This window comes from Cryptosporangium minutisporangium, from assembly GCF_039536245.1.
In the GTDB taxonomy this organism is placed as follows: Bacteria; Actinomycetota; Actinomycetes; order Mycobacteriales; family Cryptosporangiaceae; genus Cryptosporangium; species Cryptosporangium minutisporangium.
Genome location: NZ_BAAAYN010000017.1, coordinates 116,942 through 143,101, shown reverse-complemented (window position 1 = coordinate 143,101; position 26,160 = coordinate 116,942). Strand labels below are relative to the sequence as shown.

Sequence of the window (26,160 nt, the reverse complement as noted above, 5' to 3'; positions counted from 1 at the left end):
GTAGACAACTCCCAGCGGTTGGGAGCAAGCGGACGCAGAGCGGGGAGGGCGCCGTAAACTGGACGACACAACTGCATACGGAACTCATCCAGAGGGGCAGAGGGACACGGCCCGGTGAAGCCCCGGCAACCATCGCATCCATGCGGTTCGCGTACAGCGAGGCAGGTGCGACAGGTGCCACTTCCGTCCCGGTGACCCGGGAGAGATGAGGTAAGCCTCGCTATGACGTCGCTGCTCGGTGCCCTGAACACTGCTTCCTCCAGCCCTGCCCGAGTGCTCCGCTGCCGCAACTGCAGCGCCGAGTTCCCGCTGATCGCGGTGCACGCCTGCGCGGAGTGTTTCGGCCCGCTGGAGGTCGGCTACGACGCCGACGCGCTCGCGTCGGTGACCCGGGAGCAGATCGAAGCGGGTCCGCAGAACATCTGGCGTTACGCGCCGCTCCTTCCGGTCGGGCAGAACCCGGACGACCGGGTGACGCTCAACCCCGGCCTGACGCCGCTGGTCCGCGCCGACCGGCTGGCCGAGGCCATCGGCCTGAACGCGCCGCTCTGGGTGAAGGACGACTCGGCCAACCCGACCCACTCGTTCAAGGACCGAGTGGTCTCGCTAGCGCTCACCGCCGCCAAGGGGCTCGGCTACAACGCCGTCGCCTGCGCGTCGACCGGCAACCTGGCCAACTCGGTGGCCGCGCACGCCGCCCGCGTGGGCTGGCAGGCCACTGTGTTCATCCCGTCCGACCTGGAACCCAGCAAGATCCTGGCCTCGGCGATCTACAACCCGCGCCTGGTCGCGGTCGAGGGCAGCTACGACGACGTCAACCGGCTCACCAGCGAGTTGCAGGAAGACGAGGCGTTCGAGTCCACCGCGTTCGTCAACCAGAACGTGCGGCCATACTACGCCGAGGGCTCGAAGACGCTCGGCTACGAGGTGGCCGAGCAGCTCGGCTGGCGACTGCCGGCGCAGGTCGTAGTGCCGATCGCCTCCGGGTCGCTGCTGACGAAGATCGACAAGGCGTTCAGCGAGCTGATCAAGGGCGGCCTGGTGGCGGAGAGCCCCTGGCGCGTGTTCGGCGCACAGTCGGCCGGGTGCTCGCCGGTGTACGCCGCGTTCGCCGAGGGGCACGACGTCGTCCGCCCGGTGAAGCCGACCGGCATCGCCAAGTCGCTGAACATCGGTAACCCGGCCGACGGCCCGTACGTGCTCGACGCGGTCCGGCGAACGGGTGGTTCGATCGCCGCGGTCAGCGACGACGAGATCCGGGACGGGATCCGGCTGCTGGCCGAGACGACCGGCATCTTCGGCGAGACCGCGGGCGGCGTGACCGTCGCGGTGCTGAAGAAGTTGGTTGCCTCGGGCGAGCTGGACCCGAACGCCGAGACCGTCATCTTCAACACCGGCGAAGGGCTCAAGACCGCGGACGCGGTGGAGAACCAGGTCGGCCCGACGCACCGGATCGCTCCGTCCCTCCGCGGAGCGCGCGAGGCGGGTTTGCTGAGCTGACGTTCACGGCTGGTCGACGGGCGGCTCCGCGTATCGCGCGGAGCCGTCCGTCTGCCAGTTACCGGGAGTGTGCGTCGCCAGGACGATTTAGACGAACGTTCTCGTAACACGATAAATATCTATATAGCTGTGCGAATAATGCGCCGATTCGCGAGGAGCATTAATCCGGGCGCGTATTTCCGAATAGCTCTTACTCAGATCTATGGGGCCGCTGGTTCTGCTGGTCCTGGCCGGTCTGGTGGTCCCTGGAGTGCTGGTGGGATATCCCGCGGGAATGCGGATCGCGGCGGGGATATCTGATCGAGTGTCGAAGGCTCCGCAGTTAGTCAGCCCTTTTCGGAGCGTCACTTTCGCACTGCCTAGAGGTCCGGTACCGTCCTGACCGGTCGTAGTTCGTTCTTGCCAGTGTTCGTGCTTTGTGCGGTGCGGGGCTCTTGGACGAAAGACCCGGGGCGCATGGTCAAGGAGTGCGTCCTCGCGGGCAACAGCAGTGAAGGAAGTGCACAGTGGCGCAGGGCACTGTCAAGTGGTTCAACTCCGAGAAGGGCTACGGCTTCATCGCTGTCGACGGCGGCGCTGATGTCTTCGTCCACTACTCGGCAATCATGATGGACGGGTACAAGGCTCTCGAAGACGGCCAGCGGGTCGACTTCCAGGTCACTCAGGGTCCGAAGGGTCCGCAGGCGGAAAACGTCACGGTGCTCAACGGCGGACCTACCTCCTAGTTCACAGACTTCGGCGGGGTCCGTTCCGGTGGGTGTGACTGGAACGGGCCCCGCCTGATTTTGTCGGTCGACGAGGCCGACCCTTACGCGTGGGGAAACCGCACGGTGAATTCCGGCGCGTATTCGACGGTGTCCGGTCCGGCAAGAACTCGGAAGCCGTTTCTCCGATTCCCGAACGGGTCGTCGGATTCTGCGCGCGGGGGGACGCCGCACGGGGCCCGGCGGCGTCCCCCCGCGCGGGGACGCCGCACGAGGCCCGGCGGCGTCCCCCCGCGCGGGGACGCCGCACGAGGCCCGGCGCCTGTGACGCATGTCCGTGGGCCTCCTCGCCGCTCCCCGTTTGCTTGCACTCCCCTGGGTCGAGTGCTAAACAGGGGGTTGGCACTCGGTAGTCTTGAGTGCCAGGTCGGGGAGGCGAGGCTCCCGACTACGTCGGTCCGTGCCGATGCAGTGGGGGTCGTCCGTCGCGGGCGCCGTTCCGACCGTGCAGTCTCCGGTTGCCGTGCGCGGCATCCGGGGGTCCGACACCATCGGAGGACATCACCGTATGGCCAAGTTGATCGCGTTCGACGAGGAGGCTCGTCGCGGCCTCGAGCGGGGCATGAACCAGCTCGCCGACGCCGTGAGGGTGACGCTCGGCCCCAAGGGTCGCAACGTCGTTCTCGAGAAGAAGTGGGGCGCGCCGACCATCACGAACGATGGTGTGAGCATCGCCAAGGAGATCGAGCTCGAGGACCCGTGGGAGAAGATCGGCGCCGAGCTGGTCAAGGAAGTAGCCAAGAAGACCGACGATGTCGCGGGTGACGGCACCACCACCGCGACCGTGCTGGCCCAGGCGCTGGTCCGCGAGGGCCTCCGCAACGTGGCCGCCGGCGCCAACCCGATCGCGCTGAAGAAGGGCATCGAGGCGGCCGTCGCGGCGGTCTCCGAGGCCCTCGGCAATGCGTCGAAGGAGATCGAGACCAAGGAGCAGATCGCTTCTACGGCCTCCATCTCGGCCGCTGACACCTCGGTCGGCGAGATCATCGCCGAGGCGATGGACAAGGCCGGCAAGGAAGGTGTCATCACCGTCGAGGAGAGCAACACCTTCGGGCTCGAGCTGGAGCTCACCGAGGGTATGCGCTTCGACAAGGGCTACATCTCGCCGTACTTCGCCACAGACACCGAGCGGATGGAGGCCGTCCTCGACGACCCGTACATCCTGTTCGTCGAGAGCAAGATCTCCACCGTGAAGGACCTGCTCCCGCTGCTGGAGAAGGTCATGCAGGGCGGCAAGCCCCTCGCGATCATCTCCGAGGACGTCGAGGGCGAGGCCCTGGCCACCCTGATCGTCAACAAGATCCGGGGCACCTTCAAGTCGGTCGCCATCAAGGCGCCGGGCTTCGGTGACCGTCGTAAGGCGATGCTGAACGACATGGCCATCCTCACCGGTGGCACCGTGATCAGCGAGACGATCGGTCTCAAGCTCGAGAACACCACGGTCGACCTGCTGGGCCGCGCCCGCAAGATCGTCGTGACCAAGGACGAGACCACGATCGTCGACGGGTTCGGCGACGCGGAGCAGATCGAGGGCCGGAAGAACACGATCCGGGCCGAGATCGAGAACTCCGACTCGGACTACGACCGCGAGAAGCTCCAGGAGCGCCTCGCCAAGCTGGCCGGTGGCGTCGCCGTCATCAAGGTCGGCGCGGCCACCGAGGTCGAGCTCAAGGAGCGCAAGCACCGCATCGAGGACGCGGTGCGTAACGCGAAGGCCGCCGTGGAGGAGGGCATCGTCGCCGGTGGTGGCGTCGCGCTCATCCAGGCTTCCGGTGTCGCGTTCGAGAAGCTCGACCTGTCGGGCGACGAGGCGACCGGGGCGAACATCGTCAAGGTTGCGCTCGAGGCTCCGCTCAAGCAGATCGCGGTGAACGCCGGTCTCGAGGGTGGCGTCGTGGCGGAGAAGGTGCGCAACCTTCCGTCGGGCCACGGCCTGAACGCCGCCACTGGCGAGTACGTCGACCTGGTTGCGGCCGGCATCATCGACCCCACCAAGGTCACCCGCTCGGCGCTGCAGAACGCCGCGTCGATCGCCGCGCTGTTCCTCACCACCAACGCGGTGATCGCCGACAAGCCGGAGAAGGCTGCGGCCCCGGCCGGCGACCCGAGCGGCGGCATGGGCGGCATGGACTTCTGAGTCCCGCCTAGCTAGCTAGCACACGGAAGGGCGGGCCCGGGATATCCCGGGCCCGCCCTTCCGCGTGCGGACGCGCCAGCCCCGGTCAGCGTGGGCGGGTCGACTGGGACTTGCGGGCCAGGGTGACCGCGGCTGCGGCGTCCACCGCACCGGCGCCGATGACGTTGCGCTCGCTGTCGCCGCACACCGTGACGCTCGGGCCGAGCGTCGCCTCCTGTGCGCTGGCCCGCAGCAGCGCCGCCGTACGCGCGACGTCCCCGCGTAGGGCCGGGACGGCCTGCCACATCAGCGCCACGACCCCCGCCACGTGTGGGGTCGCCATCGACGTCCCGTCCAGCCGGGCGTACCGGCCACCCGGCCACGCCGAGAGCACGTCGACGCCCGGCGCGACCAGATCGGGCTTCGCCGACGCGTCCCCCGGCACCCGTCCGCGACTGGAGAACGGCGCGACCTTCCGCTCGTCGTCGACCGCCCCGACCGTGAAGACCGAGTCGTACCGCCCGATCGGGTCGCTGAGCGAACCGCAGCGCGGCCCCGTGTTACCGGCCGCCGCGACGACGAAGACGCCCGCGGCGCTCAGTGCGTCGACCGCCGGCTCGAGCGTCTCGGTCGCGCAGCCTTCCAATTCCGGGCACCCCCACGAGTTGCTGAGCACGTCCGCGGCCCGGGTCGGGTTGCCGTCGGCGAACGGATCACCGCCGGTCGGGAACGGCGCCAGCATGAACTGCAGGCATCCCAGGTAGTACGCCGGGTTCCCGAGCGGCCGGGCGAGGTTCGCGCACCCCACCCAAGTCGCCCCCGGCGCCACCCCCACCTGCTTGCCGACGGCGCTCGCCGCGGTGTGCGTGCCGTGGCCGTTCGAGTCGCGCGGGGACGTCGTCCCGAACCACGGGTCGTACCAACTGTCGGCGCCCCCGCGGTAACCGGCGCGCAGCGTCGGATGGGTGGCGTCCACACCGCTGTCGGAGATCCCGACGACGACCCCTTGCCCGTCGACGTCGTCCGCCCACACCTGGGGTGCCTTGATCGTCAGCAGGTTGGTGGGCGTCGTGGTCGGTGCCGGGACGTTCTGCGCGGCGGGGCCGGGCTCGCCCGGAATCGGCCGGAGTTCGGGGTTCGGCCGGACCGACAGGACGTCGTCCCGACCGGCCAGCGCCGCGCGCACGAGCGGTGTGTCGTCGACCTCCACGGCGTTGACCAGGTAGTACGACGTCGGGTCCGGGTCGAAGCGATCCAGCGCCGAGAGCACGGGAGCCTGCGTCCGCCGCGCGTGCTCGACCAGCGTCCGGTAGACCGTGCCGCGTCGATCGGAGAGGTCGGTGGTGCCGTTGCCGACCGCGGTCAGGTTGGCCTGGCTCTTCAGAACCACGAACAGCCGGTCACCGTGGAAGCCGGACTGCCCGGGACCGACCCAGAGGGCCACCGACGCGGCGACCAGCGCCACGATCGACGCGCCCGCGAGCACTCGCCGCCCCGCACCCCCGCGGATCGACGCCCGCGCCCTTCCCGGCGCCGCCTCCGCCCCCGACGGGCGGAGCGTGTGCCGGACGCGCAGGAGCAGGACGAGCGCGACGACGGCTCCGGCGACCAGGGCCAGCCACGCCGACAGCCCCGCACCGATCGCCGCCCAGCGTGGAACGTCGCCGGGCACCAGGAGAAGCGTGACCTCCTCCGCGTCGACCAGTGCGAGCGGACCGAACGCTGCGGCGGCCAGCAGCAGTGCGTCCGCAAAGCGACGGGCCGGATCCGTACACGCCACCAGCAGACACGTCGCGGGCAGCACCGCGAGCAGGAGCAGCTGAGCGCCCGGCGCGCCGAAGGCGCCCCCGATCAGCGTGAGCGAGACCGCCACCACCAGCGCATCCAGCACTAGCCCCGCGATCGGACCACCCACCGGCAGCCGGACCGGACCGGACCGCCGCAGTCGCACCGCGAGCGCGCTGAGCGCCACCGCGGCCAGCACCGCCGCTACCGCGTCGAGCGGGCTGCCCAACGCGCCCACCCACCACCACGGCAACAGCACGACGAGCCCGGCCGCGGTCGCGGTGAGCGCGCCGACGCCCCCGATCCGGGAGCGATCGGAAGCCGTCTCCGCCGGGCGCCACCGGCGCCGCAACAGGAAGGCCAGCACCAGCGCGACGAGCGCCTCCAGCAGGCCGACCGCGGTGTCGCCCGCCGACCACGGCACGATCCGCACGAGGCCGATCAGCGCAGCGCAGCCGGCCGCAAGCGTCCACGCGCGTGCCACACCTGCGATCACCGGACGCTTGACCAGCAGCCACGCCAGCGCCGCCGGTGCGCCGGACAGCAGGGCGGTCAGGACGGTCAGCCCCGGCCAGTACGCTCCCGGCGGGTCGAACCCGGAAATGACCAGTACCTCTTCGAGCCCCCACGCGACCGGTTGCCCGATCGCGGTGACCGCGACGGCCCATACTCCGGCCAGCGAAACCAGGGTGGGCGCGACCCAGCGGGGAACACCGCCGGCGGCAGGGGTGTGGGGCTGCATGCGCGCACCGTATCCTCCGGCGCTGAACAGCAACCGGACTCACCCTGGTCTGCCGGGCGGCCCACCAGGAGCGGGACGTACCGTGGAGTAGTGAGCCGTGATCCTCAGGTGTCCCGCTTCGCCGCCAGCCAGCTCGGACCGCAGCAGCGCGCCGCCGCGATGGAGCGGCTACGTACCGAGACGTTCGACGTCGTCGTGATCGGCGGTGGCGTCACCGGCGCCGGAGCAGCGCTCGACGCCGCCAGCCGCGGCCTCTCGGTCGCGCTCGTCGAGGCGCGGGACTACGCGGCCGGGACGTCCAGCCGGTCGAGCAAGCTCATCCACGGTGGGCTGCGGTATCTGGAGCAGCTGAACTTCGGGCTGGTCCGGGAGGCGCTGGAGGAGCGCGGCCGGCTGCTGACCACGCTCGCGCCGCACCTGGTACGGCCGACGCCGTTCCTGCTGCCGCTGGAGCACCGCGGCTGGCAGCGGCTCTACTACGGCGCCGGTGTCGCGCTCTACGACACGCTCGGCTCGATCCTCGGCACCTCCCGCGGCCTGCCCCGGCACCAGCACCTGACCCGTACCGGGGCGCGTCGCCTGTTCCCCGGCCTCCGTCGGGACGCCCTGGTCGGCGCGATCCGGTACTACGACGGTCACGTGGACGACGCCCGGTTCGTGCTGACGCTGGCCCGCACTGCGGCGTCCTACGGCGCGGTTGCCGCCACCAGCGCCCGGGTGGTCGGCCTGATCCGCAACGCGCGCGAGGTGGTCGGCGTCCAGGTACGTGACCTGGAGAGCGAAGAGGAGTTCGAGGTGCGCGCGCGCACGGTCGTCGCGGCGACCGGGGTGTGGAGCGACGATCTCTCCGAGATGCTGCACGAGCGCCCCGGTCTGCGGGTGCGGGCCAGCAAGGGCGTCCACCTCGTCGTGCCGCGCTCGGTCATCTCGGGCGACGTCGGGCTCATCCTGCGTACCGAGAAGTCGGTGCTGTTCGTCATTCCCTGGGGCGGGCACTGGATCATCGGCACCACCGACACCGACTGGGACCTCGACCGGGCACATCCGGCCGCCTCCAGCGTCGACATCGACTACATCCTCGACCACGTGAACGCGGTGCTGGAGCGCCCGATCACCCACGAGGACATCGAGGGCGTCTACGCCGGGCTGCGTCCGCTGCTGGCGGGCGAGGTCGAGGCGACGTCGAAGCTGTCCCGGGAGCACGCGGTGGTTGAGCCGATGCTCGGGCTGATGCTGGTGGCCGGCGGTAAGTACACGACGTACCGGGTGATGGCGGCGGACGTCATCGACAAGGCCGCACGCCGGCTGCACGACGTGCCGGAGAGCCGTACCCAGGACATCCCGCTGATCGGCGCGGACGGGTTCGCTGCGGTGTGGGCGAACCGTGCCGATCTCGCGCGGCGGCACGGGCTGACGGTCGGGGCCATCGAACACCTGCTGGAGCGGTACGGGTCGCTCACCGCTGAGCTGCTCGAAAGCATCGACGTGAACCCGCGGCTGGGGCGGCCGGTGGTCGGCGCGCCCGAGTACCTCGCGGCCGAGATCGCGTACGCCGCCTCCCACGAAGGGGCGTTGCACCTCGAAGACGTGCTGACGCGGCGCACCCGGATCTCGATCGAGACGGCCCATCGGGGGCTCGACTCGGTGGAGGACGTCGCCGACGTGCTCGCTCCGGTGCTCGGGTGGGACGCCGCGACCCGGCGACGTGAAGTGGAGCACTACCGGGCGCGGGTGCTGGCGGAGCGGGAGTCGCAGCGGATGCCCGACGACCGGACCGCGGATGCCGCCCGGCTCGGTGCTCCGGACGTTCGCAAGCCTTCCACCAGGCCCTGACGGCCCGGGAGGGGCGCAGGGAGCTAGTGCACCTCGTCGAAGATGCTGGAGCCTTCGTAGCGGCCCTCGTAGGCAGGCTCGAACTCCTCGTCGTTCGAGCGCTTGCGACCCCACATCGCCGCACCCATGATGCCCGCGATAACCGCGACAGTCAGCGCGGTGAAGAGGGTCAAAACTAGAGGTGTGCTCATGCACCCCAGCCTCGGACCTCGAGTCGCCACCGTCAAGCGCCCTGGTCCGTTCGGATGATCTCTCCGGCCGGTCGAGGGACGAGTACAACTCTGCGCTATCGCCGAATTTAATCTGCGTTCCGAGAACGGTCAGCAACGGCGAGCGCGAACACCGTTTGATCGGCCTATCGGAGGGCAATCGCCAGCGGGTGGCTGTGAATTTCCGGCCATCCGGTGCCGTCAGCACTGGGTAACAAAGACGACGGAAGGCTGACGATGGCTACGCAATTGAACGGCGCCCGGATCGCATTCGTCGCTACGGACGGCGTCGAGCAGGTAGAACTCGACCAACCGTGGTCCGCGATCAGCGACGCCGGCGGTCGCCCCGAACTGATCTCGCTCTCCGCCGGGAAGATCCAGGCCTTCAACCACCTCGACCACGGCGACACCCGTCAGGTCGACCACAACTTGGACGCGGTGAACGCGGACGACTACGCAGCGCTCGTGCTGCCCGGCGGAGTGGCCAATGGGGACTTCGTCCGTGCGGACGAGCGAGCTGTGAACTTCGTTAAGGGCTTCTTCGCGGCAGGCAAGCCGGTCGGCGTGATCTGTCACGGCGGCTGGGTGCTGATCGAGGCCGGTGTCGTGTCCGGACGGACGCTCACCTCCTGGCCCAGCCTGCAGACCGACTTCCGCAACGCCGGTGCCGAGTGGGTCGACCAGGAGGTCGTGGTCGACGGCACGCTGGTCACCAGCCGGAAGCCGGACGATCTGCCTGCGTTCTGCGCGAAGGTTCTGGAGTTGGTCCGGGCAGCGGTCTGATCCCTACCAGCCGTCGGGGTACCGGCGTCGTTGCGTGCGCCGGGGCGGGACCACGGGCGGTGGCGCGTCCGCCGCGTCGCGGTCGGCCGACAGAAGGTCGGTGAGCGAGCGGTCGGCCGGCGCGCCCTGGTCCGACCTGGGCGTGGCGGGTCGGTCGCTCGTGGACGCCGGTGACCAGTCCGCCGGATCGAGCCGCCCGTGCCTGCCCAGGCCCTCCGGTCGGATCTGGGTGAACCACTCGTCGTCCGGGCCCGGTGCCGCCCGACGGCGACCCTCCCGGGGGAGTTCCGGAAGCCGGTGGGTACCGGTGTCCCCGTCGAGGTCCGGCGCCCGATGACTGCCGGTGCGCTCGCCCACCGGGTCGTGGCCGAGGTCCGGACGCCGGTGAGCGCCGGTGTCACCGTCCAGATAGGGCCGGATGTAGCGGCTCAGCGGCCGGTCGGCCACCGGTGCCGGCGACACCGGACGGCCGGGGCCGATCTCGTCCCACGACGGCCGCACCTCCTGCGGTGGCCGTCGCGGAGATTCGACGCCGGGACGGAGCGCCGCCGGAACCGCGAATTCGCCGGTCGCGTGGCGACCGCTGCGCCGTTGCTCGGTAGCGCGTCGGCCCCGCTCCTGCCCTTCCGGCCGCCCGTACTCAGGGCGACGTCGCTGAGCAGGCGGTTCGGCGGTTGGCCGCGCGGACTCGGGCCGGCCCGATCGGGCGGGCTCCAGCGCGAGACGACCCGCGGGCACGGCGGGGCTGACCGGTGCGTGTTTCGCGGTCGAGGTCGGCCGGCGACGCAGGAGCAGCAGCCCGACGCCGAGCGCGGCGAGCGTCGCACCGGCACCCAGCGCCAGCGGTGGTGCCTGCCGGACGAGTCCGATCCGGCGCTTGCTGTCCTCGACCAGCGCGAGCGTCTCGGGGGCCAGATTCGCGCGATCCGTCCGCAGCGTCGCCGCGAAGACCGTCACCTTGTCCTGCCCGCGGGAGTTCCGCAGCGTCGTCCGGGTCTTCAGCTCGACCGCGAGCGGCGTTCCGGTGACCGGCTCCACCCAGAGCGTCTTCGTGCTCGTGTTCCATACCGGAGCGTCGAACGTGCGGGACTCGCCCACCAGCAGGCCGCTGTCGGGCTGCGTGCGAATCTGCTGGCCGGGGACGTTCGTGACGTACTTCTGCACCCGGTGACCAGCGATCACGTCCGTGCCCTCGAACCGAGCGGGGTTCGCGGACGCCGTCGTGCTGTCCCAGAGCACCAAGTCGCTCTGCGGTGTGTCGAACGGCAGCTTGAACAGGTAGCCGTCGTGCCGTGCGGGCTTCTGCTCCACCATCTCGCCGCAGCAGTTGACCGCGACGCCGGTCCGCCGGTCGATCGCGGCCCGCTCGACGCTGGCCCGGATGAACTGACCGTCCGTGGTGGAGATCACCTGCGAGAGGTCCGCGACCAGTACCCGGTCGGAGCTCGCGTCGACGTCGGCGCGGATCGTCTGCCTGGCGACGACGTCCGCGGTCTTCTCCTTGACCGTCGTCATGTCCAGGTAGGTTGCTCGGCCGGGTAGGTCGAGGGTGTTGTAGAGGTCGATCGGCACCACCACGAGCCGTTCGTGGGCCCAGTACCGAATCGCTCCACCGAGGACGGCGAGGAAAAGGCCGAGACAGATGAGCGTGAAACCGATGCCGCGGCGCATGGCTTCCCCCGGAATTGAAGTCGGCGCTAAGGGTGATGCCCGTCACGAATCTTGAGTGAGGTAAGTTACCACGGGGTAACACGCGGGCGCGGCAGTTTGCAGAATGCCAGGCCAGGGCCTCGGCACCATCGAGCGGTGGTGCCGGTTACTCAGTCATCGCGGGCAGGATGTTAACGGGGATTTGCGCGCCGCGATGACAATGTCGAACATTTTCCGAGCGAATCAGACGACGGGTCGGAGCCTCGGTTCCCAGGGGCCGTGCCGGTCCAGTTCCGCCCAGGCGGTGGCGAACCGACGGACGACCTCGGCGAGGAAGTCGTCGCTGAAGCAGTAGGGCAGTCGCAGGAACGCGTCGTGGCCGCCGGAGAGGTCCATCGAGCGCCCCGGGATGGCCTCGACGCCGTGGCGCAGCGCGACCTGGGCGAAGACCGCCGCGTCGACGCCGGGCAGCTCCACCCAGAGGCACGGCCCGCCGGTGGGCGTCCGCCAGCGCCAGCTGGGCAGGTGTTCGGTGAGCAGCGCCTCGGTCGTCGCCAGCTGGGCTCGACGTTCCGGCACCCGCCGCTCGACCAGCGTCTCCAAGCCGGGCACGATCCGTGCGGCGACCAGTTGGTCGATGATCGGTGAGCCGAGGTCGGCCAGCGCCTTCCGCCGGGCGAGCCGGCTGATGACGTCGGTCGAGGCCCGGGCCCAGCCCACCCGCAGGCCGCCCCAGACGGACTTGGACAGCGAGCCCAGCTGGATCAGGCTGACCGGCCGGTCGCCTGCCGCGGCGGCGAAGGCGGCGAGCGGCGGCGGCACGTCGTGCCCGAGGCTCACACCGGAGAGCGTGTCGTCCGCGACCACTACGACGTCGTGCTCGGCCGCCAGCTCCACGATCCGCCGCCGCCGGGCCGCGGAGAGCAGCGCGCCGGTCGGGTTGTGGAACGTCGGCATCAAATAGACCAAATCCACCGGCGTCTCGGTCAGCACGGCGGCGAGCGCCTCCGGGCGGACGCCGTCCTGGTCGATCGGCACCGGCACCAGCGTCGCGCCCGCGGCCCGGAACACGTCGTAACACGCCGGCCAGCCGGGCGCCTCCACCGCGACCCGGGAACCGGGCCGCAGGTACAGCTGAGCGACCAGGTCGACGGCCTGGTGCGCGCCGGTCGTCACCAGGATTTCGCCGGGACCGCTGGGCAGGCCGATCCGGGTCAGGTAGCCGGCGATCGCCTCCCGCAGCGACGCGATGCCGTGCGGTTGGTACCCCGGATCGAGCATCGCTTCGGCCAGATCGTGCCGGACGACCTCCTCCAGCGCGGCCGGCACCGCGGCGTCCGCGCTGCCGGCGGCGGACGCGAGCGACAGCACGGTGCCGGGCCCGTCGATCAGCCGCTGGAAAAGCTGCGCCGAGTGGCCGCCGGGAACCCGACCGTCTCCTCCCGGCAGCCGGCTGGCGCGTGCGGTGCGGGCGATGCGAGTGCCGCTGCCGCGCCGGCTCTCCACCACTCCTTCGCCGCGGAGCTGGTCGTAGGCCGCGACCACGGTGGCCCGACTGACCGCCAGTACGGCCGCGAGCCGCCGCTCGGCGGGCAGCGCACTGCCCGCGGGGAGCGCGCCCTCCGCGATGCCGCGACGGATCGCGGCAGCCAGCTGCTGGTAGAGCGGGCCGTCGCCGACCGACCAGTCGCTCAGGGCGACGAGCAGCCGCGCCTCGTCACTGGCCCGGTCCTCGTTCCCCGAATAACGGTCCACCTCGGCGGTCATTGGCACTGTCCATTCGATCGAAGTGGTCCCATGATTCCCGGTGTTGGACCGGTCCATCAGAGCTTGGAACGGACCAATTCTAGATCGACTGGACTGGTAGCGGAAGGTGGAACCGATGATGCTCGGAATCCTGCTCCTGATCGTGGCGATCGCGCTCCTGGGGGCGCGGTTCGGTGCCGACAGCCGGGACGGCATGGACTGGCGTCCCTACGACGAAGCGCACCGGCGGAGGACGGAACATCCACGCTTGAGCTGACGACGTGACGCGAACGAGGGCGTTGAGTGGACCGGTCCACTCAACGCCCTCGAGTTTTCGTCAGGTTCAGCCGACGTCGGGCAGCGGTGGGCCGAGCACGTCGTCGGCGTCCACGATCGTGTACGCGTAACCCTGCTCGGCGAGGAACCGCTGCCGGTGAGCGGCGTAGTCGGCGTCCAGGCTGTCCCGGCTGACCACCGTGTAGAAGTGCGCCTGCCGTCCGTCGGCCTTCGGGCGCAGCACCCGCCCCAGCCGCTGTGCCTCCTCCTGCCGGGAGCCGAACGTCCCGGAGATCTGGATGGCGACCGCGGCCTCCGGCAAGTCGATCGAGAAATTCGCGACCTTCGAAACCACCAGCGTGTTGATCTCGCCCTGGCGGAACGCCTCGAACAGCCGCTCCCGCTCCTTGTTTGTCGTCTTGCCCTCGATGACCGGTGCTTCCAGCTCCGCGGAGATCTCGTCCAACTGGTCGAGGTAGGCGCCGATCACCAGCACCTGCTCACCCTTGTGCTTCTCGACCAGCTTCTGGATGACCGGGATCTTCGTCCGCGCGGTCGCGCAGATCCGATACCGCTCCTCGGGCTCGGCGACCGCGTACGTCATCCGCTCGGCATCGGTCATCGTGACGCGGACCTCGACGCACTCCGCCGGAGCGATCCAGCCCTGCGCCTCGATGTCCTTCCACGGTGCGTCGTACCGCTTCGGGCCGATCAGCGAGAACACGTCGCCCTCGCGGCCGTCCTCGCGCACCAGCGTCGCGGTCAGCCCGAGCCGGCGGCGGGACTGCAGGTCGGCGGTGAGCCGGAAGATCGGCGCAGGCAGCAGGTGCACCTCGTCGTAGACGATCAGGCCCCAGTCGCGGGCGCCGAACAGCTCCAGGTGCCGGTACTCGCCGCCCTTGCGGGACGTCATCACCTGGTACGTCGCGATGGTGACCGGTCGGATCTCCTTGCGCTCGCCGGAGTACTCGCCGATCTCGTCCTCGGTCAGCGACGTCCGGGCGACCAGTTCGCGCTTCCACTGCCGGCCCGCGACGGTGTTCGTCACCAGGATCAGCGTCGTTGCCTTGGCCTCGGCCATCGCCGCGGCACCCACCAGCGTCTTGCCCGCGCCGCAGGGCAGCACGACGACTCCCGAGCCGCCGGCCCAGAAGTTCTCCACCGCCTCCTGCTGGTAGGAGCGCAGCGTCCAGCCGTTCTGGGCCAGCTCGATCGGGTGCGCCTCGCCGTCGACGTATCCGGCGAGGTCCTCCGCCGGCCAGCCGACCTTCAGCAGCACCTGCTTGAGGCGACCCCGCTCGGACGGGTGGACGGCAACCGTGTCGTCGTCGACCTTCGCCCCGAGCATCGGGGAGACCTTCTTGTTCCGGGTGATCTCCACCAGGACCGCCCGGTCGAGCGCGTGCAGCACCAGGCCGTGCACCGGCGAGTTCAGCAGCTGGAGGCGGCCGTAGCGGTCCATCGTGTCGGCCACGTCGACCAGCAGGGCGTGCGGCACGGCATAACGGGAGTAGCGGACCAACGCGTCCACCACCGACTCGGCGTCGTGGCCGGCCGCGCGGGCGTTCCACAACCCGAGCGGGGTCAGACGGTAGGTATGGACGTGCTCCGGCGCCCGCTCCAGCTCAGCGAACGGTGCGATCGCCATCCGGCAGGCCGACGCGTCGGGGTGGTCGGTCTCCAGCAGCAGGGTCTTGTCCGACTGGACGATCAGCGGACCGTTCGGCACGGGAACACCTCTCGAAGAACTTCACGGCGAAGTACAAGTGTCCCTCCTGTCCGGGCGGGCCGCAGGTACCCGGCCGCTCGGATGAATCACTCGTTCAACCGCGGAGGGTTACCTCACGTCCACCCGATGCGTCGTGCGCACTGTCACACGCATGAGATGACCAGCACAGATACGTGTGTGTCAGGACGGAATGCGGCGGAGAGTCGGCATTTGCTGTGACGCCCGCGTAACCTTCGGTCCGTGCCTGGACGACATTCATCCTCAGCGGAGACCACAGAACTCATCTATATCGCTGAGGAAGCGCCGCGCGGCAAGCACACCCGTCCCCGGGGCCGTCGGCGGCGGCAGAGCGCGGCCAGCCGGGCCGCCAGGATCGCCTGCGCCGGAGTAGCGGCCGCGGCGGTCGCCGGGAGTGTCTCCTACGGTGCGGTCTCCATGGTGGGTCCCGGCCCGGGAGCCACCGCCTCGTCCCAGATCGACGTCGCCGCGCCGGCCCGCACCGGTGACGGGCGCGCGTCCCGCTCCGGCGGCAATTGCGGCCGCACCGGTCCGGGCCAGGCCCGGGTGGAGCGGTACCTCGCGACTCAGACCGCCCGCTTCGGCCAGGTCTCGATGGACGCGAAGCAGGACGCCGTCGACTGCGCGGCGATCAAGAAGTTCCAGACCGCGGTCGCGCTGCCAACCGCTACCGGGTTCGCCGACGACGCCACGGCAGAGATCGCGGACCGGCTCTACAACTCCACCCCGGCCTCCTGCGAGGCGGACGCCGACGCGACGACGGTCTGCGTCGACCTCAGCCACCAGACGCTCTGGGTGATGCGCGACGGTTCGGTGGTGTTCGCTCCGGTCGTGATCCGCACCAGTGGGGCGAAGCTGGCCACGCCGACCGGTCAGTTCGAGATCACCGAGAAGGAACCCACGCTCTCCGGCGCGGAGCTGCCGTACTGGCAGCGGTTCTTCGAGGACTTCGGGCTGCACGCCACCGATACCTCGTTCTACACCGAGCCCGACAGCGACTCGCGCGGTGTGAACCTGCTCTCCGGCGACGCGAAGACGGTCTACGGCCTGACCGAGATCGGCTCCGAGGTGCACGTCTTCGGCCACAAGGCCGGGACCTGAGTCACTCAGTCCATCAGGCTCGCGGCCACCGTTGCGCCGAGTTCCCAGCAGGCTTCGCGGGCTGCCTTGTCCGGCGCCCCGGTCACCGTCACCGGCGCGGCGACCTGTTGCCAGCCCAAGCCGGTGGTGATCGTTTCGACGCCGCGCAGTGCGCCGCTGACGTCGTTGTTGCCGTGCACCCAGACGCCGTACGGCGTCCCGGCTTTGGCGTCCAGGCACGGGTAGTAGATCTGGTCGAAGAAGTGCTTCAGCGCACCGGACATGTAGCCGATGTTCGCGGGTGTCCCGAGCAGGACGCCGTCCGCGGCCAGGGCATCCGGCACGGTGGCGGCCAGCGCCGGGCGGGCTACGACGTCCACGCCCTCGATCTCGTCCGTGCGGGCGCCGGCGAGCACCGCCTCCAACAGCTCCTGCGTCGCCGGCGAGATCGTGTGGTGAACCACCAGCAACGTGCTCATTCCGGCGTCCTGATCGCTGAGACCACGCGGTGCAGAGCGAAAGTGTGCTCGGTCTCCGTCCGGTCGTCTTCGGCGCGGAGGTAACCGGCACCGACCGAGACCGGCCGGACCACTCGAGCAGTGACGCCGCCGTGCGCGTCCACATAACTCAGCCAGACCCGCGCGCGGTCGCGCGCCGCCTGCTGCAGGACGCCGAGCGCCGCACCGGGATCGGCCTCGCCCTGCTGGGTGAGCACCGGCGCCCGGCGGGCCGTCCGGGCGGCCTCGTCGCCGCGTCGGACCGCTACCACCGCGCCGGCCAGGTAGTCCCGATCGAGCGAGATTTCGCTCGCGCCGCGCGGCACGGCGCGGTTCGACCGTCCGGGCGCCCGCTTGGCCTCCGGCCACCCGAGCACCAGCCCACCGCCGGCGTCCTCCGCGGCCGGGACGTACCCGGAGCCGCGTAGCAGGTCGATGACCCGCTGGACCGACGCGCTGCTCACCAGCACCGTGTCGGCGATCCGCCGCAGGCCCAACTCCGCGCAGCGTCGGTCGGCCAGCACGGTGGCGAGCAGCGCCGGGTCGTCGGTGCGCAGGTAGGAGCCGGCTGCACCGACACGCAGCCCGCCGTGCCGACGGGCCACGTCGTCGATGAGGTACGTCAGGGACTGCGGCACCGGCGTCCGGGACCGGGCGCCGAAGAACGCCTGGAGCTCGCTACCCGACCGCCCGGCGTCCAAGGCCCGGCGGACGCTCTCCGGGGTCACCCGGTAGACCGTGGCGCCACCGGCGGACTCGACGTCGGCGACCAGCGCCATCTCGGCGGCGAGCGTCGGCTCCAGCGGCCCGGGCGCCACGACGGTCAGGTCGGCCTGGACGAGGACGTGGTCCACCGGGTCGGGGATCAGGTCGGCGAGCAGCGGAACGGGATCCTCCCCGGTGACCAGCGCTCGTCCGTACCTGGTGAGCGTGGTCTGCGCGACGACGCCGAGCGTGGTCGCCTCGGCGAGTTGCTCGCTGATCACCTCGTCCCGACGTCGCCCGCCGCGCCGGGGAGCCCGCCAGTCCAGCACGCTCACCACGTCGGCGTGCGTCAGCGGACCGGGGTACTCGACCAGCACCTGGAGGGTCTGAGCCCGCAGCGTGGGCGCGGCGGACCGGGTCACCTCCGCCGACAGCGCGGCGATCGCCCGGTCCCGGTCGTCCCGCGTGCCGACCAGCGCCGGCATCCGGGCCATCGCGAGCCAGGCGCCGGCCAGCTGGACCCAGCGCCGTTCGGCCGGCGTCGCCTGCCAGACGTCAAAGGCGGCCGTCGGGAGCCAGGTCGGGTCGGCGTCCGGGGTCCGGGCGAGCAGTCCGGCTTCGTGGGCGATCTCCAGCAGGAGCGCCGCGGTCGCCTCGTCCACCCCGGCGGTCCGAGCGAGCCGACGCAGATCGCGGACGCCGAGCCCGCCCGCTTTCAGCACCGGCGGCGGCTCCGCGGCGCACGCGTCGAGCAAGGTGGTGGTCTGTCGGAGTACTTCGAGGGCTTGGCCGGAGCCCGCGCCGTCGATGCGATCGGGGGTGATCGCCGGGGCGGCGGCGTCCGCTGTGGGTGCCGGCTCGGTCGGGTGCAGCGGACCGAGCGGCGCATCGCCGCGTAGGGCCAGCCCGACTTCCCGGGGGAGTTCGACGGTGGACGCGTCCAGCGGCACCAGCAGGCCATGGACGAGGAGCCAGCGCACAGGACTGTCGGCGTCCGTCGGATCGGTCGGGCGGCGAACGTCGCGGATCGCTCCGACCGGGTTGCCGCCGCTCGCCAGCCGCTCCAGCACCACGAGCGCCTCGGGCGGGCAGGCGTCGAGCAGGGCGGCCAGCCGCACCGAATCGCCGAAAGCCTCCCCGATGAGCACCGTGGCCTCCGGCTGCGATGCCGCAGGGAGGTGCAGCGCGGCCAGGACCGGTGCGAGGTCCTCGGTTCGCTCGTCCTCCACCAGCGTCGTCACCGGGCGGCCGAGGCCGGCCGGGTAGCGCGAGGTGACCTCGTCGAGCACGGTGGGCAGGCGGAGCACGGTCTCGCCGTCCGGCCACGCGAGCCCGAGCGTGATCAGGTGGTCCAGTACCCGGCGGACGGAGAAGTCGGGCACCGGGTGAGCTGCGCTGCCGCCCGAGCCGGTGCCCGCCGGTGCGCTGGCGAGTAGATCAAGCACTCGTTTCCGGTCGGCCCGGTGCTCGGCGCCGCCGACCAGGCGGAGTGCGTCGAGTACTTCCAGGTGGAACCGGTCGAGGTGATCGAGGGCGCGGGCGACCGACATCCGGGAGTGGGCACGTTGGGCCAATACGGAGAAGTCGGACGGCACCGGCACGGCCAGATCCGGGCGCGCGGCGAACAGCCGTTCCAGCTGTTCGTCGGTCAACGCGCGGTAGTGGTCTGCCAGGCTCGCCGTGCTCACTGAATAGACGCTAACCGGTTTCGGGCGTCGTCGGTCCGCATGACGACAGGGACGGGCACTTGATGCCCTGGTTATGCCACTCTGCGGCCGGTCGGACAGTACTGCGAGCTTTGGCGGAAGGGAATCTGGAGTGGCGAACGAAGCCGGGTGGGTGCTGCTAGCCGGGTGGCGGCGCTGGCGCGAGACGCGTCGGCGCAAGCGGCGTCACCGGCGGCACTCGAAAGCCACCGACGCGGGGTCCTGCGGCCTGGATGCGTGTGACGGCTGCGACGGTTGCAGCGGCTGCGACTGCAACCTCGGTCTGCTCAGCCTGGGGACGCTTCTGATGCTGGTGCCGTTCCTGCGGTCGACGCCCACACCGCGTCCGCGGTCGGGCCGGCGTTCCGCTACTGCGGCGGGTGGGGTGGTGCTGATCCGCGGGTATCAACGCATGCTCAGCCGGCACCTGCCGACGCGCTGCCGCTACGAGCCGTCGTGCAGCGAGTACGGCGCCCAGGCCGTGCGGCGATACGGCCTGCTGGACGGGTCGCGCCTGATCGCTGCGCGGATCAACCGGTGTACGAGTGAGGTCCCGCTGGGTACTCCCGACCCACTCCAGTGACACACTTGATCCCGGTTAGCTGATGGGTCATGGTGTGCTCGTCAGCGCAAGCGAGGAGGAACGATGGCGTCCGAGGCCCGGCAGGCCAAGCACAGCAAGAGCACTGAAGTGAAGCCTGGGCACCTGGCGGTCAGCGAGTTCCTCGGTGAGCACCAGGGGCCGTCCAGCCCGTTCGGTGACCTCCCGCTGCCGCTGCCGACCGATCGCATCGACTACGTGCACCCGGGAGACGAGCACGGAACGCATCACTGATCAGGTGCACGTGTGCACACTGATCCGGCCAGACGAGCACGGAACGCATCACTGATCAGGTGCACGTGTGCACACTGATCCGGCCAGACGAGCACGGAACGCATCACTGATCAGGTGCACGTGTGCACACTGATCCGGCCAGACGAGCACGGCGCGCATCACTGATCACACTGATCAGCGGCCGAGTGACTTCTCTACGTTCTGCCAGATCGGGCACGGCCACGGGACGCGTGCCCAGGTGCCGGAACACTCGGGGCACCACGGCGAGCCGTCGCGCGGCTCGTGCAGGCTGAGGAACTCCGAGAGCGCCAGGGACAGGTCGGCGAGATCGTCCCTCGCGTACGCCAGGAGCGTCAGGTCATCGGCCTCCCGCGCCAGCGTGCGTGCGTCGCGTAGCCGCCGCCAGACGGCGTAGTGGCGGCTGAGACGTTCGGCGTCCTGTCCGATCACTGGTGCCTCCTCGGGCCCTCGCTGGTGGGGTCGGCGCTGCCGGGTCTGGGCGGCCGGGCCGTGGATCCGCCGCATCGGTGGTTTCGCGAGGCGCTCTGGCGGCGGCCCGGGTAGGGACGGTGGTCCTCGAGTGGACGCCGCGGCTCGGTGCGCTCGCTCTCGGCGCTGAAGGAGCCCGTCTCGTCCCAGAAATAGATGGTGGCGAATTCCAGGTAGTCGGCCGGATGGCTGCTCATCAATCCTCCTGTGCGCGTCAGCGGGCACGTCACAACTCCGGTGGGATCGGCCCTAGCCGGGAGTTGCAAGCAAACCTTCGCGCACATCGCCGTCGGATGTGATTACCGGTCGGATCCTCGCGATACCTGTGGGTATTCGATGCGCTGACCCCGGCCGCCCGTGGGGGTGGTGTGCCCCGTGGGCTTGAGTAGACCGCTTGCGGCTTTGTGTGAGAGCTATGCTACATTTTGGGGCAAATAAACCGGTTGTCGAGTAGGGTCGCTGCTTCGTCCTGCTCCGACGACACTCTGTCTCCTCGGGTAGTGGCTGACGAATGGGGTCGTTGCTGCTCGGGACGGCGGCGCTGCAGGATCCGCAATGTGGCGGATCTCGGAGGGGTGTGCAGCGTTGCGATGGAGGCGCGGCAGGCGGGCGCAGCTGACCGCCTCCCTGCCGCGCCTCCACCCTGCGATACGAGCTCCGGTACTCCGGCGGATACCGTGGCAGGCATGTCCCTTCCCTCGCCGGTTGTCGGGTTCGACCTCGACATGACGTTGATCGACAGTCGCCCGGGTATCGGGGCCGTCTACGACGCGCTCGCGGCGGAGACCGGCGTTCCGATCGACAGCGCCCTGGTCACGTCCCGCCTCGGGCCCCCGCTCGACGTCGAGCTCGCGAACTGGTTCCCGGCGGATCGGGTATCCGCGATGGCCGACCGGTACCGCGAGCTCTACCCCTCGCTCGCCATCGCGGCCTCGCTCCCGCTGCCCGGCGCGACCGAGGCGCTGGCGGCGGTGCACCGGCTCGGTGGCCGCACGATCGTCGTCACCAGCAAGTACGGACCGAACGCGCGGCTGCACGTCGAACACCTCGGGCTACCCGTCGACGACCTGGTCGGCAACGTCTACGCGGAGGCCAAGGGACCGGCGCTCGCCGAGCGCGGCGCCGTTGTCTACGTCGGGGACCACACCGCGGACATCGCCGCCGCCAGGGCCGCGGGGACGGTGTCGGTCGCGGTCGCGACCGGTCCTTTCGGGGTGGACGCTCTGCGCGCCGCCGGCGCGGACGTGGTGCTGGACGATCTGCGGGAGTTCCCGTCGTGGCTGGCGGAGTACGCGCGCAGCGCCCAACGAGCGGGCTGAGCGGCCGCCGCTAAACGCGCGCGCGCCGTCTGTGCGGGCTGCGCCGTACGAGCGGGCCGTGAGCGCGCCGCGCGCCGTCTGTGCGGGCTGCGCCGTACGAGCGGGCCGTGAGCGCGCCGCGCGCCGTCTGTGCGGGCTGCGCCGTACGAGCGGGCCGTGAGCGCGCCGCGCGCCGTCTGTGCGGGCTGCGCCGTACGAGCGGGCCGTGAGCGCGCCGCGCGCCGTCTGTGCGGGCTGCGCCGTACGAGCGGGCCGTGAGCGCGCCGCGCGCCGTCCGTGCGGGCGTGAGTGCGCCGCGCGCCCTGGTCGCGGGCGCATTTTCGGAAGGCCACCTCTCCCGCACGGGGGCGAGGTGGGTTTTCGGGAAGGCAACCTCTCCGGCGCTCGGGAGAGGTTGATTTTCGGGAAAACCACCCTCTCGCGCGAGAGAGGCGGCGTCAGTCGCGCTGGAGTGCTGCCCGAGCCGCCCTGTTGTTCTCGGCGGCCTGGCGACCGATCCCCAGGAGCACGAGGACGAAGCCGAGCGGCCCGAGCATCGTGCCGACGGCGGCGAGCGCCGGCTGAGCGGACGAGCCCGCGAAGAACGGCAGGAACACGATCCCCACGAACACCACTCCGACGACGAAGCACGCCGCGCCGATGCGCAACAGCCAGCGCCCGGCCCGCCGGGGGACCGGAGATTCCTCGGTACTCGCCACGTCGACAGCCTACGAGCAGCCCGGGAACGTCGCAGGGATCGGGTGACCAGACTTACGGCAGGTCATAGACGTGATTCCCGCCACTCTCGGAAGAAGTAGTCCGTTGGTTGCGGGGCGTCCGGGTCGCTAGCCTTAAGCGGGGCAGGCGGGGTACCGCGCGCCCGGCGTTTATCGCGGCGATACGAAAACGGGGTCAGGACGTGCCGACCGGCAAGGTGAAGTGGTTCGACCCGGAGCGCGGCTTCGGATTCCTGGCCCGGGACGAAGGCGGCGACGTGTTCGTCCACAAAGGCGCGTTACCGCAGGGTGTCACGGAGCTGAAGCCCGGCACCCGGGTCGAGTTCGGCGTGGCCGCCGGACGCAAGGGTGACCAGGCGTTGTCCGTACGAGTCATCGACCCGTTGCCCTCGCTGGTAGCTCAGACCCGCCGTCCGGCGGACGAACTGCACGGCATGGTCGAGGACATGATCAAGGTGCTCGAGGCGCGCGTGCAGCCCGATCTTCGGCGGGGTCGCTACCCCGACCGCAAGGCGGCCCGCAAGATCGCCGAGCTGGTTCACGCCGTAGCCCGCGAACTAGAGGTCTAGCGGGCGGCCCGCCCAGAACGACGCTGACAGGCGAGCGCGAGGCCTTGAGTATGACTAATACGAGGCGGCCTCGCGCTCGACTGTCAGCCCCGCCCTGGACGGGCTCCACCGCCGTTGTGGATGCACTGCGCGCTCTCAGCGCCAGGGTGGGGGGAGCGGCGGCGGGGTCGGAGCCTCGGAGTCGGGCACCACGACGATCTCGAGCTTCAGGCCGGGACGCCGCTTCGCCACCTCTCGCAACCCGGTGATCAGGTCTTTCCGCGCGACTACGAACCGCACCGGCTTGGGGCTCACCTCGGCGACGTGCTCCAGCGTGGCGATCTCCTTCGTCCCGTTCAGCCCGCTGACCGGAATGAAGGCCTCGCCGCCCTGCCGCCGGAAGCCGGCGAGGAACAGCGACGGGACGTAGAGCCGGTAGGCGGTCACGACGATCGTCACCCGGCCGTCGTCGCCGTTCGGGAACCGCCGGTAGGTATTGACCGCCGCCTTCCCGTCCGGTGGCCGCCAGAGCGCGTCGGCGTGGAACGCCCGGCCGCGGCTCGTCCCCGGAGCCGGTTCGGTCATGCCGCCACGTTCGGACGTCCGGGTCTCCACCATCCGGGTCGGCACCAGAACGCCGTACGCGAGCGCGGCGGCGATCACCGACGCTCCGGCGGGAAGCGCGAACGCCGCCAGCCTGCGCAGCGCCGCTGCTGCCCCGGTGTGTCCCGCACCCCACCGGAACGGGTCGATCGGCAGCAGCAGCGCGACCGCTCCCAGTCCGACGAAGCAGCTGATCAATACGGCGTGCACGGCCTTCTCGAAGTAGTACGAGACGCCGCCGGTCCGGGCGAGCTGATACCCACCGATGGCGGCCACCATCAGCAGGGCGAGCACCACCTGGGCGGCCACCGATCGCCAGACCGGATTGCGGCGCCCGGCCGTGGTGAGCGTTCCCAGCAGCACCAGGACGCACATCGCGATCACGATCCGCCGGTCGAGCTCCGGGATGCCGACGTCCGGCAGCAAGGCCCGCGTCGGCGAGACCCCGGCGGTGAGCGAGAGCACCGGCCAGTACAACACCAGCGGCGCGGCGACCACGCCGATTGCCAGCGTGCCCCACCGCGGTCCCCGCAGCGGGGACCGCCGGAACGTCCAGGCCCAGACCAGCGCGGCCGCACCGGCGATCGGCAGGAAGAAGTAGTACGCGAAGCTGACGCCGACGAGTCCGGCCGCCAGCAGCAGCGCCTGCTCGCGCGACCCGCGCACGGGTCGGGCCGCGATCGCGAGCACCATCGCCAGCAGCGCGAGGCCGAACGCTTCGCTGGGGAAACCCCGGTCGAACAGCGAGACCAGGTAGCCGCCGCCGGTGCAGCCGGTGATCACGGCGACCGCGGCCACCAGGCGCCAGCCGCGCAGGGCCCGCCCCGCCACCCAGCGGACACCCCAGACCATCGCGAACGACAGGATCCCGTACCCGACCAGGTTCCAGGCGAGGTAGTGGTCGAACGCGACCAGCCCGTCGTCCAGCTCGGTCGACGAGCGGGCGAAGTTGTCCATGAGCGCGCTGAACAGGTGGGACGACTGGGGATACTCGACCAGCCCGGGAATGACCTCCTGCGTGACGTCGTCTCGGTGGAACGGCAGGTACCCGCCGACCGACCTGATCGTGTCGAAGATCGTGAAGTGGCGGGCCAAATCCTCGGCGCCGATCATCATCGCCACCCGCTCGGCGCTGGACTTGCCCCAGAACGCCGACCAGAGGAACAGCGCCGGTGCGACGCCGCCCACCACCAACAGGGCGTCGCCCCAGGTGACCCGGGTCGGTAGCCGAGGCGCGCGCCGGGTGAGCAGGCCGGCAGCGACCAGGCTCAGGAACCCGGCGCGGGCCACCGCGACCGGGTCGAGGCCCCACGGCCACACCGAGAACAGCAGACCGGCCGCGCTGATCACGCCGAGCATCACCAGTAGCGCGAGCGCCAGCCGGTCCAGCAGCGTCCGCCCTCCCCGGAGCAGGGACGCGATGCTCAGTAGCAGGAGGATCGGCAGTACGCCGTCCGCACCGACCTCGTGGGTCAGCCAGGGCAGCACCCATCCGACGGGCACGGCGAGGAGCCCGAGCAGCAGGCCGACGGGGCGGCGGTGAAGCGGCTGGGAAGCCGGCATCTCCAGGGCGGTGGTGCGGTCGAGCGCGGGGATCGTCTCCACTGCTTCTCCGCGGGGGGTCGGTCGCGTGGTCAGGGTGCCTAGGCAGGTAACACCGTGCTGCTAAACGGCGGTCAACCGAGGAATGACCACCGGAGGAACCAGTCCCGCTTCGGCTGCTCGCCCCAGCAGCGCTTCCACCGCCGCATATCCCTCGGTACCCAAATTGCGGGTGAACTCATTCACGTACAGGCCGATGTGTTGGTCGACGACGTGGTCTTCCATCTCCTGGGCGTGGGAGAGGACGTAGTGGCGGCTCGCGGTGGGGTCGGCCCAGGCTGCGGTCACCGAGGCGCGGACGAACTCGGCGGCGGCCGCCGGAGTCACTCCGGTGCGCTCGGCGAGGTCGGTGCGGGCCAAGATCGCACCCAGCGGGATCGGCAGGCCGGTGGTCGTCTCCCACCAGTCGCCGAGATCGGTGGCGGCGTGCAGGCCGTACCGCTGGTAGGTGAACCGTGCCTCGTGGATGACCAGTCCGGCGTCGATCTCTCCGGCTGCGACCGCCGGCATGATTTCGTGGAACGGCCGGACGACGACCTCGGCCGGCGGGTGGTCGGCCGACCACAGGCGGAACAGCAGGTACGCGGTGGTGCGGTCACCAGGGACGGCGACGATTTTGCCGGCCACGGTCTCCGGGCCGGTGGCCGCCTCCCGAGTCAGGACGAGTGGCCCGCAACCGCGCCCTAAGGCACCACCGCACGGCAGCAGCGTGTACTTGTCCAGTAGCCACGGAAGCGCCGCGTAGGAGACCTTGACCAGGTCGTACTCGCCATGCTCCGCGGCGCCGTTGGTCACGTCGACGTCGGCGTAGTCCACGGTGACAGGGGGCGCTCCCGGCACCAGCCCGTGCACCAGCGCGTGGAAAACGAACGTGTCGTTCGGACAGGGCGAGAACGCCAACCGCATCGA

The 26,160-nt window shown here is 70.6% G+C and carries 22 protein-coding genes and 1 riboswitch; of the genes, 11 read left to right on the top strand and 11 right to left on the bottom strand.

Annotated elements, in window-relative coordinates; translation table 11 throughout:
• The first annotated feature begins 81 nt into the window (after positions 1–81).
• A riboswitch (SAM riboswitch) is annotated at positions 82–212 on the top strand.
• 10 nt (positions 213–222) lie between these two features.
• From thrC to groL, 3 genes are all read left to right on the top strand, one after another.
• Positions 223–1,500 carry a threonine synthase gene (gene thrC / locus ABEB28_RS12435; RefSeq protein ID WP_345728198.1) on the top strand — a complete coding sequence of 426 codons (1,278 nt, stop codon included), beginning with the start codon at positions 223–225 and terminating at the stop codon, positions 1,498–1,500.
• Positions 1,501–2,006: 506 nt separating this feature from the next.
• Positions 2,007–2,225, top strand: coding sequence for a cold-shock protein (locus ABEB28_RS12430; RefSeq protein ID WP_345728197.1), 219 nt, complete (start codon positions 2,007–2,009; stop codon positions 2,223–2,225).
• A gap of 547 nt (positions 2,226–2,772) precedes the next feature.
• Positions 2,773–4,401 carry a chaperonin GroEL gene (gene groL / locus ABEB28_RS12425; protein ID WP_345728196.1) on the top strand — a complete coding sequence of 543 codons (1,629 nt, stop codon included), beginning with the start codon at positions 2,773–2,775 and terminating at the stop codon, positions 4,399–4,401.
• An 85-nt stretch (positions 4,402–4,486) separates the two neighbouring features.
• On the opposite strand, the gene ABEB28_RS12420 is transcribed toward groL, so the two are convergent.
• The gene (locus ABEB28_RS12420; protein WP_345728195.1) at positions 4,487–6,907 is read right to left on the bottom strand and encodes a S8 family serine peptidase; all 2,421 of its coding nucleotides are present in this window, start codon (positions 6,905–6,907) and stop codon (positions 4,487–4,489) included.
• A 108-nt stretch (positions 6,908–7,015) separates the two neighbouring features.
• Between ABEB28_RS12420 and ABEB28_RS12415 the strand changes: the two genes are divergently transcribed.
• Positions 7,016–8,740: a glycerol-3-phosphate dehydrogenase/oxidase gene (locus ABEB28_RS12415; protein WP_345728626.1), complete on the top strand. Its 1,725-nt coding sequence runs from the start codon at positions 7,016–7,018 to the stop codon at positions 8,738–8,740.
• 23 nt (positions 8,741–8,763) lie between these two features.
• On the opposite strand, the gene ABEB28_RS12410 is transcribed toward ABEB28_RS12415, so the two are convergent.
• The gene (locus ABEB28_RS12410; protein ID WP_345728194.1) at positions 8,764–8,931 is read right to left on the bottom strand and encodes a hypothetical protein; all 168 of its coding nucleotides are present in this window, start codon (positions 8,929–8,931) and stop codon (positions 8,764–8,766) included.
• A 255-nt stretch (positions 8,932–9,186) separates the two neighbouring features.
• Here ABEB28_RS12410 and ABEB28_RS12405 point away from each other — a divergent pair, with 255 nt between their 5' ends.
• Positions 9,187–9,732: a type 1 glutamine amidotransferase domain-containing protein gene (locus tag ABEB28_RS12405; protein ID WP_345728193.1), complete on the top strand. Its 546-nt coding sequence runs from the start codon at positions 9,187–9,189 to the stop codon at positions 9,730–9,732.
• A 3-nt stretch (positions 9,733–9,735) separates the two neighbouring features.
• On the opposite strand, the gene pgfA is transcribed toward ABEB28_RS12405, so the two are convergent.
• Both pgfA and ABEB28_RS12395 read right to left on the bottom strand, forming a co-directional pair.
• On the bottom strand, positions 9,736–11,403 hold the full coding sequence (gene pgfA, locus ABEB28_RS12400; RefSeq protein WP_345728192.1) for a cell envelope lipid trafficking protein PgfA: 1,668 nt from the start codon (positions 11,401–11,403) through the stop codon (positions 9,736–9,738).
• 222 nt (positions 11,404–11,625) lie between these two features.
• Positions 11,626–13,149, bottom strand: a complete 1,524-nt coding sequence (locus tag ABEB28_RS12395; protein ID WP_345728191.1) for an aminotransferase-like domain-containing protein — start codon at positions 13,147–13,149, stop codon at positions 11,626–11,628.
• 115 nt (positions 13,150–13,264) lie between these two features.
• On the opposite strand from ABEB28_RS12395, the gene ABEB28_RS12390 reads away from it, so the two are divergent.
• Entirely contained in the window at positions 13,265–13,405 is a 141-nt protein-coding gene (locus ABEB28_RS12390; RefSeq protein ID WP_345728190.1) for a hypothetical protein, read from the top strand.
• 66 nt (positions 13,406–13,471) lie between these two features.
• Here the strand turns inward: ABEB28_RS12390 and ABEB28_RS12385 are convergent, their stop codons facing one another.
• On the bottom strand, positions 13,472–15,133 hold the full coding sequence (locus ABEB28_RS12385; RefSeq protein ID WP_345728189.1) for a DNA repair helicase XPB: 1,662 nt from the start codon (positions 15,131–15,133) through the stop codon (positions 13,472–13,474).
• 435 nt (positions 15,134–15,568) lie between these two features.
• On the opposite strand from ABEB28_RS12385, the gene ABEB28_RS12380 reads away from it, so the two are divergent.
• The gene (locus ABEB28_RS12380) at positions 15,569–16,252 is read left to right on the top strand and encodes a L,D-transpeptidase (RefSeq protein ID WP_345728188.1); all 684 of its coding nucleotides are present in this window, start codon (positions 15,569–15,571) and stop codon (positions 16,250–16,252) included.
• 5 nt (positions 16,253–16,257) lie between these two features.
• On the opposite strand, the gene ABEB28_RS12375 is transcribed toward ABEB28_RS12380, so the two are convergent.
• Together ABEB28_RS12375 and ABEB28_RS12370 are read right to left on the bottom strand one after the other, a co-directional pair.
• On the bottom strand, positions 16,258–16,710 hold the full coding sequence (locus ABEB28_RS12375; RefSeq protein ID WP_345728187.1) for a flavodoxin family protein: 453 nt from the start codon (positions 16,708–16,710) through the stop codon (positions 16,258–16,260).
• Positions 16,707–19,121 carry a helicase-associated domain-containing protein gene (locus ABEB28_RS12370; protein ID WP_345728186.1) on the bottom strand — a complete coding sequence of 805 codons (2,415 nt, stop codon included), beginning with the start codon at positions 19,119–19,121 and terminating at the stop codon, positions 16,707–16,709. The genes ABEB28_RS12375 and ABEB28_RS12370 overlap by 4 nt, the downstream gene beginning before the upstream one ends.
• A gap of 130 nt (positions 19,122–19,251) precedes the next feature.
• Between ABEB28_RS12370 and yidD the strand changes: the two genes are divergently transcribed.
• Entirely contained in the window at positions 19,252–19,722 is a 471-nt protein-coding gene (gene yidD / locus ABEB28_RS12365; protein WP_345728185.1) for a membrane protein insertion efficiency factor YidD, read from the top strand.
• Positions 19,723–19,785: 63 nt separating this feature from the next.
• The gene (locus ABEB28_RS12360) at positions 19,786–19,974 is read left to right on the top strand and encodes a hypothetical protein (protein WP_345728184.1); all 189 of its coding nucleotides are present in this window, start codon (positions 19,786–19,788) and stop codon (positions 19,972–19,974) included.
• Positions 19,975–20,148: 174 nt separating this feature from the next.
• On the opposite strand, the gene ABEB28_RS12355 is transcribed toward ABEB28_RS12360, so the two are convergent.
• A complete protein-coding gene (locus ABEB28_RS12355) occupies positions 20,149–20,424 on the bottom strand; it encodes a hypothetical protein (RefSeq protein WP_345728183.1) in 276 nt (91 codons plus the stop codon).
• 725 nt (positions 20,425–21,149) lie between these two features.
• On the opposite strand from ABEB28_RS12355, the gene ABEB28_RS12350 reads away from it, so the two are divergent.
• Positions 21,150–21,782 (top strand): HAD family hydrolase, encoded by a 633-nt coding sequence (locus ABEB28_RS12350; protein ID WP_345728182.1) that lies wholly within the window; start codon positions 21,150–21,152, stop codon positions 21,780–21,782.
• Between the two features lie 437 nt (positions 21,783–22,219).
• Here the strand turns inward: ABEB28_RS12350 and ABEB28_RS12345 are convergent, their stop codons facing one another.
• Positions 22,220–22,480: a hypothetical protein gene (locus ABEB28_RS12345; RefSeq protein ID WP_345728181.1), complete on the bottom strand. Its 261-nt coding sequence runs from the start codon at positions 22,478–22,480 to the stop codon at positions 22,220–22,222.
• A 200-nt stretch (positions 22,481–22,680) separates the two neighbouring features.
• Here ABEB28_RS12345 and ABEB28_RS12340 point away from each other — a divergent pair, with 200 nt between their 5' ends.
• Positions 22,681–23,067, top strand: a complete 387-nt coding sequence (locus ABEB28_RS12340) for a cold-shock protein (protein WP_073253992.1) — start codon at positions 22,681–22,683, stop codon at positions 23,065–23,067.
• Positions 23,068–23,202: 135 nt separating this feature from the next.
• Here ABEB28_RS12340 and ABEB28_RS12335 read toward each other — a convergent pair whose 3' ends face one another.
• A complete protein-coding gene (locus tag ABEB28_RS12335) occupies positions 23,203–25,254 on the bottom strand; it encodes a hypothetical protein (RefSeq protein ID WP_345728180.1) in 2,052 nt (683 codons plus the stop codon).
• Positions 25,255–25,314: 60 nt separating this feature from the next.
• Positions 25,315–26,157 (bottom strand): 1,4-dihydroxy-6-naphtoate synthase, encoded by an 843-nt coding sequence (locus ABEB28_RS12330; RefSeq protein WP_345728625.1) that lies wholly within the window; start codon positions 26,155–26,157, stop codon positions 25,315–25,317.
• Between the last annotated feature and the right edge of the window lie 3 nt (positions 26,158–26,160).

Excerpts from the sequence above, each read along its gene's own strand:
- thrC (WP_345728198.1), top strand. The coding sequence starts at position 223 with ATGACGTCGCTGCTCGGTGCCCTGAACACTGCTTCCTCCAGCCCTGCC.
- groL (WP_345728196.1), top strand. The coding sequence starts at position 2,773 with ATGGCCAAGTTGATCGCGTTCGACGAGGAGGCTCGTCGCGGCCTCGAG.
- ABEB28_RS12420 (WP_345728195.1), bottom strand. The coding sequence starts at position 6,907 with ATGCAGCCCCACACCCCTGCCGCCGGCGGTGTTCCCCGCTGGGTCGCG.
- ABEB28_RS12410 (WP_345728194.1), bottom strand. The coding sequence starts at position 8,931 with ATGAGCACACCTCTAGTTTTGACCCTCTTCACCGCGCTGACTGTCGCG.
- ABEB28_RS12405 (WP_345728193.1), top strand. The coding sequence starts at position 9,187 with ATGGCTACGCAATTGAACGGCGCCCGGATCGCATTCGTCGCTACGGAC.
- pgfA (WP_345728192.1), bottom strand. The coding sequence starts at position 11,403 with ATGCGCCGCGGCATCGGTTTCACGCTCATCTGTCTCGGCCTTTTCCTC.
- ABEB28_RS12395 (WP_345728191.1), bottom strand. The coding sequence starts at position 13,149 with ATGACCGCCGAGGTGGACCGTTATTCGGGGAACGAGGACCGGGCCAGT.
- ABEB28_RS12390 (WP_345728190.1), top strand. The coding sequence starts at position 13,265 with ATGATGCTCGGAATCCTGCTCCTGATCGTGGCGATCGCGCTCCTGGGG.
- ABEB28_RS12380 (WP_345728188.1), top strand. The coding sequence starts at position 15,569 with ATGGTGGGTCCCGGCCCGGGAGCCACCGCCTCGTCCCAGATCGACGTC.
- ABEB28_RS12375 (WP_345728187.1), bottom strand. The coding sequence starts at position 16,710 with ATGAGCACGTTGCTGGTGGTTCACCACACGATCTCGCCGGCGACGCAG.
- ABEB28_RS12360 (WP_345728184.1), top strand. The coding sequence starts at position 19,786 with ATGGCGTCCGAGGCCCGGCAGGCCAAGCACAGCAAGAGCACTGAAGTG.
- ABEB28_RS12350 (WP_345728182.1), top strand. The coding sequence starts at position 21,150 with ATGTCCCTTCCCTCGCCGGTTGTCGGGTTCGACCTCGACATGACGTTG.
- ABEB28_RS12330 (WP_345728625.1), bottom strand. The coding sequence starts at position 26,157 with ATGCGGTTGGCGTTCTCGCCCTGTCCGAACGACACGTTCGTTTTCCAC.